Source organism: Arthrobacter sp. Rue61a (assembly GCF_000294695.2).
Taxonomy (GTDB): domain Bacteria; phylum Actinomycetota; class Actinomycetes; order Actinomycetales; family Micrococcaceae; genus Arthrobacter; species Arthrobacter aurescens_A.
Genome location: NC_018531.1, coordinates 1,624,060 through 1,637,176, shown reverse-complemented (window position 1 = coordinate 1,637,176; position 13,117 = coordinate 1,624,060). Strand labels below are relative to the sequence as shown.

The 13,117-nt window shown below is 62.8% G+C and carries 14 protein-coding genes; 1 reads left to right on the top strand and 13 read right to left on the bottom strand.

The window, feature by feature from the left end; genetic code table 11:
• Window positions 1-77: 77 nt before the first annotated feature.
• From ARUE_RS07530 to ARUE_RS07500, 7 genes are all read right to left on the bottom strand, one after another.
• Window positions 78-512: a helix-turn-helix domain-containing protein gene (locus ARUE_RS07530; RefSeq protein WP_014921288.1), complete on the bottom strand. Its 435-nt coding sequence runs from the start codon at window positions 510-512 to the stop codon at window positions 78-80.
• Between the two features lie 137 nt (window positions 513-649).
• A complete protein-coding gene (locus ARUE_RS07525) occupies window positions 650-1,162 on the bottom strand; it encodes a CinA family protein (protein ID WP_014921287.1) in 513 nt (170 codons plus the stop codon).
• Entirely contained in the window at window positions 1,159-1,761 is a 603-nt protein-coding gene (gene pgsA, locus ARUE_RS07520; protein WP_014921286.1) for a CDP-diacylglycerol--glycerol-3-phosphate 3-phosphatidyltransferase, read from the bottom strand. Before pgsA ends, ARUE_RS07525 begins: the two co-directional genes overlap by 4 nt.
• A gap of 38 nt (window positions 1,762-1,799) precedes the next feature.
• The gene (locus ARUE_RS07515) at window positions 1,800-4,670 is read right to left on the bottom strand and encodes an FtsK/SpoIIIE family DNA translocase (protein WP_043469997.1); all 2,871 of its coding nucleotides are present in this window, start codon (window positions 4,668-4,670) and stop codon (window positions 1,800-1,802) included.
• 75 nt (window positions 4,671-4,745) lie between these two features.
• A complete protein-coding gene (locus tag ARUE_RS07510; RefSeq protein WP_011774298.1) occupies window positions 4,746-6,437 on the bottom strand; it encodes a ribonuclease J in 1,692 nt (563 codons plus the stop codon).
• Between the two features lie 6 nt (window positions 6,438-6,443).
• The gene (dapA, locus tag ARUE_RS07505) at window positions 6,444-7,376 is read right to left on the bottom strand and encodes a 4-hydroxy-tetrahydrodipicolinate synthase (protein ID WP_014921284.1); all 933 of its coding nucleotides are present in this window, start codon (window positions 7,374-7,376) and stop codon (window positions 6,444-6,446) included.
• A gap of 104 nt (window positions 7,377-7,480) precedes the next feature.
• Window positions 7,481-7,816 (bottom strand): hypothetical protein, encoded by a 336-nt coding sequence (locus ARUE_RS07500; protein ID WP_011774296.1) that lies wholly within the window; start codon window positions 7,814-7,816, stop codon window positions 7,481-7,483.
• A gap of 89 nt (window positions 7,817-7,905) precedes the next feature.
• On the opposite strand from ARUE_RS07500, the gene ARUE_RS07495 reads away from it, so the two are divergent.
• Window positions 7,906-9,141 (top strand): heparan-alpha-glucosaminide N-acetyltransferase domain-containing protein, encoded by a 1,236-nt coding sequence (locus ARUE_RS07495; protein WP_011774295.1) that lies wholly within the window; start codon window positions 7,906-7,908, stop codon window positions 9,139-9,141.
• On the opposite strand, the gene ARUE_RS07490 is transcribed toward ARUE_RS07495, so the two are convergent.
• From ARUE_RS07490 to ARUE_RS07465, 6 genes are read right to left on the bottom strand one after another with little or no spacing between them, the layout of a single operon-like run.
• Entirely contained in the window at window positions 9,117-9,605 is a 489-nt protein-coding gene (locus tag ARUE_RS07490) for a hypothetical protein (protein WP_014921283.1), read from the bottom strand. The genes ARUE_RS07495 and ARUE_RS07490 overlap by 25 nt on opposite strands.
• Before the next feature lie 4 nt (window positions 9,606-9,609).
• On the bottom strand, window positions 9,610-10,368 hold the full coding sequence (dapB, locus tag ARUE_RS07485) for a 4-hydroxy-tetrahydrodipicolinate reductase (protein WP_011774293.1): 759 nt from the start codon (window positions 10,366-10,368) through the stop codon (window positions 9,610-9,612).
• 51 nt (window positions 10,369-10,419) lie between these two features.
• Window positions 10,420-10,875 (bottom strand): molybdenum cofactor biosynthesis protein MoaE, encoded by a 456-nt coding sequence (locus ARUE_RS07480; protein WP_014921282.1) that lies wholly within the window; start codon window positions 10,873-10,875, stop codon window positions 10,420-10,422.
• On the bottom strand, window positions 10,865-11,362 hold the full coding sequence (locus tag ARUE_RS07475) for a MogA/MoaB family molybdenum cofactor biosynthesis protein (protein WP_014921281.1): 498 nt from the start codon (window positions 11,360-11,362) through the stop codon (window positions 10,865-10,867). Before ARUE_RS07475 ends, ARUE_RS07480 begins: the two co-directional genes overlap by 11 nt.
• On the bottom strand, window positions 11,359-11,889 hold the full coding sequence (gene moaC, locus ARUE_RS07470) for a cyclic pyranopterin monophosphate synthase MoaC (protein ID WP_011774291.1): 531 nt from the start codon (window positions 11,887-11,889) through the stop codon (window positions 11,359-11,361). Before moaC ends, ARUE_RS07475 begins: the two co-directional genes overlap by 4 nt.
• Entirely contained in the window at window positions 11,877-13,103 is a 1,227-nt protein-coding gene (locus ARUE_RS07465) for a molybdopterin molybdotransferase MoeA (protein WP_014921280.1), read from the bottom strand. Before ARUE_RS07465 ends, moaC begins: the two co-directional genes overlap by 13 nt.
• Window positions 13,104-13,117 lie beyond the last annotated feature (14 nt).

Below are 13,117 nucleotides of genomic sequence, written 5' to 3'. Positions count from 1 at the left end.
CCTGCATCCCACGAACTCAAACGAAAAAGGTCCCCAGCCTGAGGCTGGGGACCTTTTCCATGGTTCTGGTGGAGCGGTTACCTGGCTCCGGAGAGCATTCCTTGCGGGAAGTCGTCCGTGAGGTCGAGATCGCGCCCGTAACGCTGGGAGAATTCCTGCGGAACAGTGTCCGGAACTGCGACACCTTCTGCGACGGCCACGCGGTCGCTGACTTCGCGAAGCATGTGGGACAACGGAACATCCAGGGCTGTGCAGATAGAGGACAGGAGCTCGGAAGAAGCCTCCTTCTGGCCGCGTTCAACTTCACTCAAGTAGCCGAGTGAGACGCGGGCGCTGTGCGAAACCTCGCGGAGGGTACGGCCCTGACGCTGGCGGACATCGCGCAGTACATCACCTATCTCGTGGCGTAGTACAACCATTTTGCGCTCCTTCTGTTCGCTCTGTGCCTGATCAGCCAAGCCCACATCCTTCCAGCGGACAACGCCGTTTACGGATACGGGCTGCTTTACCATCTGTATCGCCTTGCTCCCTCATTCGTCCGGTTCGCTGGCTGGCGGACCGGGTTGGTTTTTACATCCTAGGCGCCCCGGCTCTTCCGAAGCGACACAATGACACAACTATTGGCAATCAGTTTTTGTTCCCGACTACTTTACGAACGGTAACCAACGTCACTCAGGGCAGCAAGCAGACGCGCCAAGGCGGCCCCGCAAGCTTGTTCCCTGATGGATTGCCTGTCCCCCGAAAAACTGTATTCAAACGACTCCGTTCCGGATTTCCCGGCAATTCCGATGAACACCGTGCCTACTGCTTTGCCGTCATGCGGCTCAGGTCCGGCCACCCCCGTCGTGGAAATCCCAAGATCGGCGCCACAGACCCGCCTTGCGCCGTCGGCCATGGCCTCTGCCACCTGCCCGTCAACGGAGCCGACCTCTGAGAGCAGCTGCTGGGAAACACCCAGGACACCGGCCTTCACTGAATTCTGGTAGGCAACCACGCCGCCCTGCAGCATCCCGGATGCTCCCGGGGTGTTGGCCAATACTGCCGCAACCATGCCCGCCGTCAGTGACTCAGCGGTAGCCACGGTCAGTTTGTTCCCGATGGCAATAGCCACTGCCGCCGTCGACGTCTGTTCAGCGGCGGATGCGCCGTCATCGGGCGTCATGCACGCCGCCCGGCCGCGCGCAGCTTCAGCGCTTGGATGACGTACTCGACGCCGGTCCAGAGGGTGATGGCGAGAGCCACCATCATGACCCAGAAGGCGACGTCGCCCAGCCAGGGAGTGATCGCCTTCAGCGGCAGGATGTAAAGGAAAATGGCCACCGTTTGGACCACTGTCTTCAGCTTGCCCCCGCGGGAGGCAGGCATGACGCCGTACCGGATAACCACGAAGCGTAGGGCGGTTATCCCCCACTCCCGCACCAGGATGAGGATAGTTACCCACCACGGCAACTCTCCCAGGATGGACAGGAGAACCAGCGCAGAACCGATCAGCAGCTTGTCGGCGATGGGATCGGCAATCTTGCCGAAGTTGGTGATGAGGCCTCGCGCCCGGGCAATGTCGCCGTCGAGCTTGTCCGTATAGATGGCGACGGCGAAGGCGACAACAGCGGCCCAGCGCCAGACGCCGTATTCGCCGTCGTCGGCCACCAGGAACCAGACGAAGAAGGGAACCAGGACGATGCGGAGCATCGTGAGGATGTTGGGCAGGTTCCAGACGTCGGAACTGCTGGAAGTCGCGTTATCACCCTCGGCTGTAGTCACCCCACTAGGCTACCTTCTTTGGGGCTGCCTTCCTTGGGCTAACGCCCCGTGAGCGACCAGGCGTCCTCGCCGCCCTCTTCGTCATCATTCGGGCCATCGGCGCCGTCGTAGTATTCGATGGCCTGCGTCCGGTTGTCCAGGTCCGCCTGCACAAGGTCTTCGGCATACCCGCCGACGGCGATGTTCGAGTTCGCGTTATCGCTCAGCGCGGCGGTATGCGCGTCGGGCGCAGCGGGTGATTCCTGGCCCTTCATCGCGGCAAGTACTGCTGCGAGGTCATCGGGCTTGACCAGGACGTCCCGCGCCTTGGAACCTTCTGAGGGACCCACAACGCCGCGGGATTCCAGGAGGTCCATGAGGCGGCCGGCCTTGGCAAAGCCCACCCGAAGCTTTCGCTGAAGCATGGAGGTTGAGCCGAACTGCGTGGTGACCACAAGCTCCGTTGCCTGGAGCAGGACCTCGAGGTCGTCTCCAATGTCGTCGTCGATCTGCTTCTTAGGCGCCTCAGCAGCGACGTCGTCACGGTAGACAGCCTGCAGCTGTCCCTTGACGTGCTCCACAACCTTATGGATCTCGGATTCCGTGACCCACGCGCCTTGGACACGCATGGCCTTGGAAGCACCCATCGGAAGGAACAGAGCGTCACCTTGGCCGATGAGCTTCTCGGCGCCCGGCTGGTCCAGCACAACACGCGAGTCCGTCACGGACGATGTAGCGAACGCCATACGGGATGGAACGTTCGCCTTGATCAGGCCCGTCACGACGTCAACGGACGGACGCTGCGTTGCAAGCACCAAGTGGATGCCGGCGGCACGCGCGAGCTGGGTGATGCGGACAATCGAGTCTTCGACGTCCCTCGGGGCAACCATCATGAGGTCGGCGAGCTCGTCAACGATCACCAGAAGATACGGGTAAGGCTTGATGACGCGCTTGGAATCCACGGGCGGCACAACCTTGCCCGCCCTGACCGCTTTGTTGAAGTCGTCAATGTGCTTGTAACCGTAGTTGGCGAGGTCGTCGTAGCGGGCGTCCATCTCGCGAACCACCCACTGCAAAGCCTCGGCCGCTTTCTTGGGGTTGGTGATAATGGGCGTAATCAGGTGCGGGACGCCCTCGTACGCCGTGAGCTCCACGCGCTTGGGGTCCACCATGACCATCCGTACCTCATCAGGAGTGGCACGCATGAGGATGGAGGTGATCATGGAGTTCACGAAGCTCGACTTACCAGCACCGGTAGCACCGGCAACGAGCAAGTGAGGCATCTTGGCGAGGTTGGCTACCACGTAGCCACCCTCGACGTCCTTGCCGACGCCCATGACCATCGGGTGGTCGGTCCTGCGCGCATTCTGACTCCGCAGCACATCACCCAGCGATACGGTCTCGCGGTCAGTGTTCGGGATCTCGATGCCAATGGCGGACTTGCCGGGAATCGGGCTCAGGATGCGGACATCGCTCGACGCCACGGCATAAGAGATGTTCTTGGACAAGGCAGTGACGCGCTCCACCTTGGTACCGGGAGACAGCTCGATCTCATAACGCGTCACAGTGGGACCACGACTGAAGCCGGTCACCGCGGCCTCAACGTTGAATTGCGTCAGGGTGTCCGTCAGCGCAGCGACGACGGCGTCATTGGCTTCCGTGCGCTCCTTCGGAATGGAGCCGGGCGTCAGGTAGTCCGATGCCGGCAAGGTGTAGGTGACATCGCCGGCAAGGGACAGTTGCTCGGTGCGCTGCGGAATGGGCGCCTGAGGGAGGGGCGCCCCTGCGGGTTTCGCGGGAACCTGGGCAACCGGAGCCACAGGCGCGGTCATCTCCGGAGTCAGTATCGGGATGGCCTCGGTGGGGTTGTCGATACCTGGCGTGGCGCCACCCAGGCCTTGGGCGGCCTTGATCTTTCCGACGGCGATCTCGGCCTGCGTTGGACGACGCACGCCCGGTGGAACGCGCGGTTCGGACGCACGCGGAGTTTCGTCGTCGTCGACTATTGCGTGCTCGAAGGCCTCGTCGCCGACGTAACCTTCCAGGCTCGTATCTGTTTCCTCGTCCTTGCCAAAGAAGCGCATGCGCTTCTTTTTCTTCGGCTTAGTGGAAGCTTCGTTTTCATAGAGGTAGCTGCGGTCATGGGCGTCCTTGCCGGACTCATCCATGAGGTCAACACCCATGAGGTGTTCATAGGCGCCCCTGATCCGGGACGGAATGGCACCAAACGGCGTAGCCGTGACGATCAGCAGAGACACAAACGCCAATAGTCCGTAAAGGACCACGGGGACAGCCATATGGATTGCAGCCAACGGGGCGGCGGCGAGGAAACCCAGCATTCCGCCAGCTTTGCGCAGGCCGTCGAAGCCATCCGCAACGGTGGGCAGGCCACCAATGACATGGGCCAGGCCCGACCCTGCCAGGGTCATGATCATGAAACCGATACCCACGCGGTTATTCCCACGTCCATCCTGTGGCTTGCGGAAAAGACGGAAAGCACAGACGAACAGCATGAAGGGCAGGATCAGGGACATCCACCCGAAGGTCCCATTGACCACGCTGTAAACCATGTCAGGGAGCCACCCGGTCAGACCCCACCAAGCGAAGGTGGCGATGGCAATGCCCAGCACCAAATTGAACAGGGCTGCACCGTCCCGGCGGTCGGCGGGATCCAGATCACTGACGTCGTAGCCGATTCGCCGGACCCCGGCGCCGACAACGTGGCCGATGCCCTGCCAGAAACCTGAAAGCATGCGAAGCGGCAGAGGAGCATGCGGCTCGACGGCGGCCGCCTGTTTGGTGCGGGCAGTGCTGCCGCGCCCGCTCTTGGACGCAGCTCCGCTGGTTTTGGATGCGGCTGTGCTCCGGCCTGTGCCGCCGGATTTACTGCTGGAGCTGCCTCGTGGCGTGGAGGTAGTACGGGTCGCCATAAGTGCCACGCTACCCCAAGGGGGCCTGAAATCCGCGGATTTCAGGCCCCCTTGGGTATTCATGTTGCTGGCTGGCTACGCCTCCAGGACCACTGGGATGATCATGGGGCGGCGGCGAAGCTTGCGGTTAACCCACGTGCCGATGATCCTGCGGACCACTTGCTGCAACTGGTGGTTGGTGTGGTCGGTGTGATTAAGCACAGCATCTTCGAGGGCGGCGTTGATCTTGGGGATGATCTCGTCGAAGACGGAGTCATCCTCGGCCACACCGCGGGCATGGATCTCCGGGCCGGACACGATCTTGCCGGTGGTGCGGCTGATGACCGTGATAACGGAAATGAAGCCCTCATCCCCCAGGACGCGACGGTCCTTGAGGTCGGCGTCGGTGATTTCTCCCACGCTGGAACCATCGACGTAGACAAAGCCGACTTCCACCTGGCCCACCACGTTGGCCTTGTGGTCTTTGAGGTCAATGACAGTGCCGTTGTCGCTCAGGATGATGCCCTCGGCCGGGACACCTGATTCGAGCGCAATGTTGCCATTGGCAATCAGGTGGCGGGTTTCACCGTGGACGGGCATCGCGTTGAGAGGCTCAAGGATGTTGTAGCAGTAGAGCAGTTCACCGGCGGCTGCGTGCCCGGACACGTGGACCTTTGCCGTGCCCTTGTGGATCACATCGGCGCCGAGCTTGAGGAGGCCATTGATGATACGGAAAACGGCGTTCTCATTGCCCGGGATGAGGCTGGAGGCCAGGATGACGGTATCTCCCTTGCCCACCACCACACGGTGGTCACCGTTGGCCATGCGGGAGAGCGCAGCCATCGGCTCACCCTGCGATCCGGTGGACATGAGAACCACGCGGTCGTCCGGCATGTTGTCGATGTTCTTGATGTCCACCAGGATGCCTTCGGGGACATCGAGGTAGCCAAGCTTGGCTGCGATAGCCATGTTGCGGACCATTGAACGGCCAACGAAGGCCACCTTGCGGCCATGTTTGGCTGCGGCATCCAGAACTTGCTGGACACGGTGAACGTGGGAAGAGAATGAGGCCACGATGATGCGCTTCTTGGCCTGTCCGAACAACCGGTCCAAGGTGGGGCCGATTTCCTTCTCGGCGGTGGTGAAGCCCGGTACGTCCGCGTTGGTGGAGTCTGCCATGAACAGGTCCACGCCCTCTTCGCCCAAACGCGCGAAGTGTCGAAGGTCCGTAATACGGCCATCCAGCGGCAACTGATCCATCTTGAAGTCGCCGGTGTGGAGGACGTTGCCGCCCTCGGTTCGGATGAAGACTGCCAGGGCATCCGGGATGGAGTGGTTGACTGCAACGAACTCACACTCGAACGGGCCGAACTGCTCCACCTGCCCCTCAGTGACGGTCAGCGTGTACGGCTTGATCCGGTGTTCCTGGAGCTTGGCTTCCACTAGGGCAAGAGTCAGCTGGGATCCGATCAGCGGGATATCGGCTTTGAGGCGCAGGAGGTAGGGAACCGCGCCAATGTGGTCCTCGTGGCCGTGGGTCAGCACGACGCCTACGATGTCCTGCAGACGGTCCTCAATGTAGGAGAAATCAGGCAGGATCAAATCGACGCCGGGCTGGGTTTCCTCGGGGAAGAGCACGCCACAGTCAACCACCAGCAGTTTGCCGTCGATTTCGAAGACCGCCATGTTGCGGCCAATCTCTCCCAGTCCACCGAGCGGGACAATCCGCAGTGTGCCTTTCGGCAGTTTCGGCGGAGTAACCAGTCCGGGAAGGGCGGTTTGGGTCATGTTTTGCTACTTTCCGGCGGAACCGTCCTGGACGTCGAAGTCCATTCCGGCTTCTGCCAAATCCCCGCGGATGATTTCGATCTCGGCCGCGTCCGGCTCCACGAGGGGCAAACGGACAACCGAGTTGGGCAGGACTCCCTGCCACTTGAGAATCTGCTTGGCGGCTACTGCGCCTTGGACCCGCGTCATGGTTGCGCGTATGACGGGCTCCAGTTCAAAGTTGATGGCCCTTGCCTTGGCGAGGTCGCTGGCGTTGACGGCGTCGATCAGCTCGCGGAAGCGGCTGGTGGCGACGTGAGTAGTGACGCCCACCAGGCCGACGGCGCCGAGTGCCATCCACTGCAGCGTCAATCCGTCATCACCGGAGTAGAAGACCAGGTCCGTTTCAGCCATGACCCGCGTTGCAGCAGCGAAGTCCGCTTTGGCGTCCTTGACGGCCACGATGTTCTGGTGCTTCGCAAGCGCAATCATGGTCTCGGGAGCGATCGCAATGGAGGAACGGCCCGGAATGTCGTAGAGCATGACGGGCAGGTCCGTGGCCGATGCAATCGTCTCGAAGTGCGCACGAACGCCTGCCTGGCTGGGCTTGTTGTAGTAAGGGGTGACGATCAGGAGACCATCGACGCCGACTTCTGCCGCACGCTGCGAGAGGTGCACGGAGTGGGCGGTGTCGTTGGTGCCGGTCCCGGCAATGATGGCGGCTTTGCCTCCAACGGCTTCTTTGACCGCCCGGAACATACCGAGGTTTTCATCGTCCGTAAGGGTTGACGTCTCTCCAGTGGTACCGGTGACCACGAGTCCGTCGCATCCGTCCTGAACGAGCTTTTCTGCCAGCGCTGCGGCTTGGTCATAGTCCACCTTGCCGTCCTCAGTGAACGGGGTGACCATGGCGGTCAGCAGGGTACCAAGGGCGGGAACGTGGGCGCGCAAGTCAGACATACGAAAAACGTTACCCTGTCGCAGGCTTGTTGGAAGAATGGGTCCCGCGTGGTGGTCCTCATTCGCTGGCGACAGAGCTGTGGAAGGAGACGGGTCCGAGGCTGTTAAGCGGGTTTGGGCGCCCGTGCAGGCTCCTCCGCACAGTAGTGCGCCACTGCCCGCTCCTTGAGCTGTTCTGCCCAAGCCACCAAGCGCTGCGAGGCGCGAACGTACTCGAAAAGTTCCAGGGGCGTCAAGGACGCCAGGTCCGTCTCGGACAGCCGACGGGCGAGTTCGGCCCCCGGCGTCTGCTCCGCCAAGACAGGACCTTCACGCCGCCACTGGGTGTCTTCCGGAGGCTCGCCCGCTACGAGCTGCCTGAACAGGAAATCGACGACGCCGGGGCTCATCGCTTTCATGGGTCCTTGAATGCCTTCCGGCGGCTTGGGAGCTTCGTTCATGCAGCCATGTTATTCGAACATATATTCGAACACAAGGGCTTCTTGTCACATCACGAGCGGCTCACATTGGCTTATGAGACGATCGCTGCATGACTTCGCAAGAGACGACCCCGACGCAGAAAGCGCCAGGCGGCCGACGCGTCTCCTCCCGGCTCACAGGGATAGATGCCGCCAGGGGTGCAGCCTTGCTGGGGATGATGGCCACGCACGTGATGCCAACGTTCGGACCGTCCCCGCAATGGGAGCCGACCTTTGTGGGATTGGTGTTCTCAGGCAGGTCCGCGGCGCTGTTTGCCGTCCTCGCCGGCGTCGGGCTGGCGCTCAGTACGGGCAAGCAGGAGCCCCGCAGCGGCACGGAACTATGGGCTGCCCGGGGTGGAGTTGCCATGCGCGCCTTGGTGATCGCCGTCGTCGGACTCATGCTGGGCGGCCTGGAAGTCAACGTAGCCGTGATCCTCGTCCACTACGCGGTTCTGTTCCTGTGCATCCTGCCGTTCCTCGGCCTTCGGCTCAAGGCGCTCTGCTTTTGGGCACTTGGCTGGGTCCTGCTGTCACCGGTGCTGGCATATCTGGTCCGGCCTCTGCTGCTGGACGCCAACCCTCCCTTGAAGTTGGGCCACAATCCCAACTGGGAGGACATGGAGACGCCTGCGCTCCTCCTCGCCGACCTCTTTTTCACCGGCTACTACCCCGCGTTCCAGTGGATCTCTTATCTGCTGCTCGGATTGGTGATCGGCCGCTTGGCGCTGACGACGGCGCGAGTCCAAGTGCTGCTGCTGACCTGCGGGGTCGTGGTGGCCGGCCTGGCAAAAGTCGTCGGAATCCTTGCCATGGAGCTGTGGGGTGGTCGGGCTGCACTTTCAGTCCTCCCGAACACCCGCGGATACCCGTTGGAGAGCATGCTTCAGGTGAACGTCACCGGCCTCGAACAGACCGGTACATGGTGGTGGCTGGCGACAGCGTCCCCGCACGCCGGGACCACCTTGGACCTGCTGCACAGCGGTGGCGTGGCTGCGGCCGTGGTGGGTTTGTTCCTGCTGCTCGGCACCTGGGCGGAGCGGATCAAGGTCAACTTCCTGATCCTGCTGAGCGGGCCGGGGGCGATGACCCTGACCCTCTATTCAGCGCACGTGTGGGTTGTCTCCGGCTTCACCAACCAGCCCCTGCCCTCGGGGTGGACAGATGAAGGTATGTACTGGGCCCAGGCTCTCACTGCTGTTGTGATCGGCGTTTGTTTCGCCGTACTTCGGCGCCGCGGACCATTGGAGTGGGTGGCCCATACGGCATCAAGCCTGGGCCGTCACCGGCCAGCTGCGGTGGGCTGAGAGCGAAAGAGCTTCACGGCGTCACGCATGGATGCACGTGCACGTTTGCGGTCTCCTGAGGCATCGTAGGCGCAGCTGAGCCGGAACCATGAGCGCCAGTCCTCCGGAGCGGCCTCGGCCTCGGCGCGGTACTTCTCAAACTCGGCGTCAGCAGCTGCGCGGACAATACGCCCGCCGGGAGTGCGCGGAAGATCATCAACCGGCAATCCGCCCTCGGCTTCCAGAACCTTGGCCATCTGCTCTGTACGGGCACCAAAAAGCAGCTCACGGATGAGCGCCCATGCGCCAACAACAGGCAGGACCAGATAGGCGGCCCCGATCCCCTTGGCTACAAGGTTGGGGTCGCCGAGCAAGAGGAACGAGCGCTGCACGGAAACCACCAGGTAAAGCACCAACAGCAAGGTGATGGCACCCACCCAGATTTTGGTGCGGTTCTTCTTCAAAGAGGTCCAAAAATTGCCCATGGTCCTAGAGCCCCAGGTCCAAGTAGCCGTCCAAGCCAACGGTGAGGCCGGGGTTGGCTGCGACTTTGCGAAGCCCGAGAAGGACGCCGGGCATGAAGGAGGCACGGTCGAAGGAGTCGTGGCGCAACGTCAGCTGCTCACCCGGACCACCGAAGAGCACTTCCTGATGGGCCACCAAACCGCGGAGGCGCACGCTATGGACACGAACCCCGTCCACGTCGCAGCCCCTCGCACCGTCCAGTGATGTTTCCGTGGCGTCCGGGCTCGCCGGGACGCCGGCTTCCTGGCGCGCTTCAGCGATCAGCTGTGCCGTGCGCACTGCGGTGCCGGAGGGAGCATCAACCTTGTTGGGGTGGTGCAGTTCGATGATTTCCACGGACTCGAAGTATTGCGACGCCTTCGCCGCGAACGCGGAGGCGAGCACCGATCCGAGGGCGAAGTTCGGGGCGATCAGAACACCGGTGTCCGGCTTTTGCTCCAAGAGGCTCCGCAAGGAATCGAGCCGGTGGGCGTCCCAGCCAGTGGTACCCACAACTGCGTGGATGCCGTGCTCCACGGCGAACCGGACGTTGGTCTCGGTGATGTCCGGAACGGTCAGGTCAACAACGTACTGTGCACCGGCGTCGAGCAGTTTCTCCAGGGAATCGCCGCGGCCCAGAGCGGCTACGAGCTTCATGTCTTCGGCTGCGTCAACAGCCTTAACGGCTTCAATTCCCATGCGCCCGTGGGCGCCCAGCACTGCAACAGCAAGTTGTTCGGTCATGCCGTTAACCCTACCGCCGGGCCGGAGCCCGGCAGGAACCGTTACTCCGGCCTACTCCCCTGCTCCCACCCATTCCACGGTGCCGTCAGTAAAGAACTGTTCCTTCCATATGGGGACCTGTTCTTTGACCCGGTCCACGAGTTCGGAGCACACAGCGAATGCTTGGCCTCGATGGGCGGCAGCCACTGCACACACCAGCGCGGGATCACCGATCTCCAACATGCCGATCCGGTGGGCTGCCCAGATCCGAACGGGTTGCGCCGCTTCTCCGGAGTGCTCGGCAACCAGCTGCGCCACGACGTCCGACATCACCTGATGCGCCGTGGGATGCGCGCTGTAGCTTAGCCGGTCCACTGCCTTGCCGTCGTCGTGATTTCGAACGACGCCACTGAAGCTGACCACTGCTCCGGCGGTATCCGACTCCACTGCCCTGATGGCTTGGTCTACGGAAATGGGCTCGGCGCTGAGGACTGCGCTCACCACTTCAAAGTTTGTTTCAATGCCCATGGTTTCCTTCCAATTGCTCACAGAGGTGCCCGATCACAGGGTCCAGGACAGCCAAGCCGTCCATGACGCCTTTCGGGGATCCGGGCAGGTTGATGACGAACGTTTTCCCCGCTGCCCCGGCGTGGCCACGGCTCAGCATGGCCATGGGGGTTTTGGCGGCGCCGGCGCGCCGGATACCCTCCATGATGCCCGGAATCTCGCGTTCGAGGAGGGGCAGCGTCATTTCAGGCGTGCGGTCGTCCGGGCTGAGGCCCGTACCGCCGCTGGTGATGATCACGGCGGGGTGCTGTGTCAGGAGTGCCCTCAGGGCAGCGCCGACCGGCTCACCGTCCGGCACCACCATGGTGGGGAACGTATCGAAGCCGTGCTCGCTGAGCCAATCGAGGATGATCGGCCCCGTCTCATCGGCGTACACGCCGGCGGCGGCTCGGGTTGACGCGATAACGACGCCGGCCTTCCGCGGCGTGATCGGCTCGCACGCACTCACGCGCCGGCCTCCCTGGGGGTCGATTCTCCGGAAACGTCCCAGTCTCCGCTTTTTCCACCGCTCTTGGCGAGCACACGAATATCGGTCAGCACTGCATGCTTGTCCACGGCCTTGATCATGTCGTAGACGCTCAATGCGGCAACCGAGGCCGCCGTCAGGGCTTCCATTTCGACGCCGGTCACGCCTCTGGTCTTGACGCTCGCCAGGATTTCAACAGAGTCGGCGCCCAGCTCGAAGTCCACCGTGACCTTGGAGATCGGCAAGGGATGGCACAACGGTATCAGCTCGGGTGTCTTCTTCGCCGCCATGATCCCCGCAACACGTGCCACGGCGAGGGCATCGCCCTTGGGCAGCTCACCGGCGCCCAGCAGGGCCAGGACGTTAGGCGTGCTGCGGACAGTGGCTGTGGCGGTGGCTTCACGCGTAGTGACGGCTTTTTCTGAAACGTCCACCATCTGCGCAGTGCCGTCCTGCCTGAGGTGGGTCAGGCCACCGGAATTTTCGGGAGTGTGGTTCACAGCATCCATACTTCCACTTCGTCCCCTTCGGCGAGTTCCGTGACGTCGCCGGGGATCTGCACCAGCGCGTTTGCCCGGGCCAGGGCGTGGACCAGGTGGGAACCTGCGCCGCCTTCCATCCGGACCGTGCCATCGGCGCCCATGGTTCCGCGACGAACCTGGTGTTTTCCTTCCGGCGAGGTCAGCGATTCGGCCAAACGTGCTTTGAGCACCGGCCGCTGCGCAGGCGTTCCCAGTACCTGTGAAAGGGCCGGTCGGAGAAACATCTCGAAGGAGACCAGGCAGCTGACCGGATTTCCCGGGAAGCCAAGGAACGGAACACCCTCGACGGTGCCCAATCCCTGCGGTCCACCTGGCTGCATGGCGACCGGCAGGAATTCCACCGGCTGGTTCGCCATGGCCTGCCGGACTACTTCGTAGGCGCCCTTACTCACTCCCCCTGTGGTGACGATGACATCTACCCGGTCCTCCGCCGGTCCGGTGTGACGTTGGAGGACCGCCAGCAGCTTGGAGGGGTCGTCATCGGAAATTCCGGTGCGGACCACGTCCAGGCCGGCTTGTCGCATGGAGGCTTCGAGCAGTGTTCCGTTGGAGTCGAAAATCTTGCCGGCAGTGAGTTCCTTTCCGGGCTCCACTACCTCGTCTCCGGTTGTGACCAGAAGCACGCGCCAAGGTTTGCGGACTTCAACGGTTGTCAGGCCTAAGGCCGCCAAGAGACCCAACTGTGCGGGTCCCATCCGGGTGCCTGCGACCAGCGCCAGTTCACCCTTCCCAATGTCGCTGCCGCTGTCCCGGACGTAGGTGCCGGGAGCGACTGAAGGCAGGACGACAACAGCCTCCCCCACTGCAGGGTCCGGGAAAGCGTTCGGCGTCGCCTTTTCAATGGGCACGACGGCGTCGGCCCCCTCGGGGATCACGGCCCCGGTCATGATGGGGGCGGCAAAGCCGGGCTTGAGTGCTGCCGGCGCGGCACCTGCCGGAACCGGCTCAGCTACCCGGAGCTCCGCACCGCCGTCGGGAATGTCTGCCGAGCGGACGGCAAAGCCGTCCATTTGGGAATTGTCGAACGGGGGCAGGGAGAGGGGCGCGTAGACATCGACGGCGAGCGCTTTGCCCAGCGCCTCCAGCAGTGGCAGGCGGAGCTTACCCCTATCCGCACTGACGCCGGTCAGCAGTTCCACCACTGCCTGGCGGTGGGCGGCAACAGATCTGGGCACGGACATCCTCCTGTGTGGAC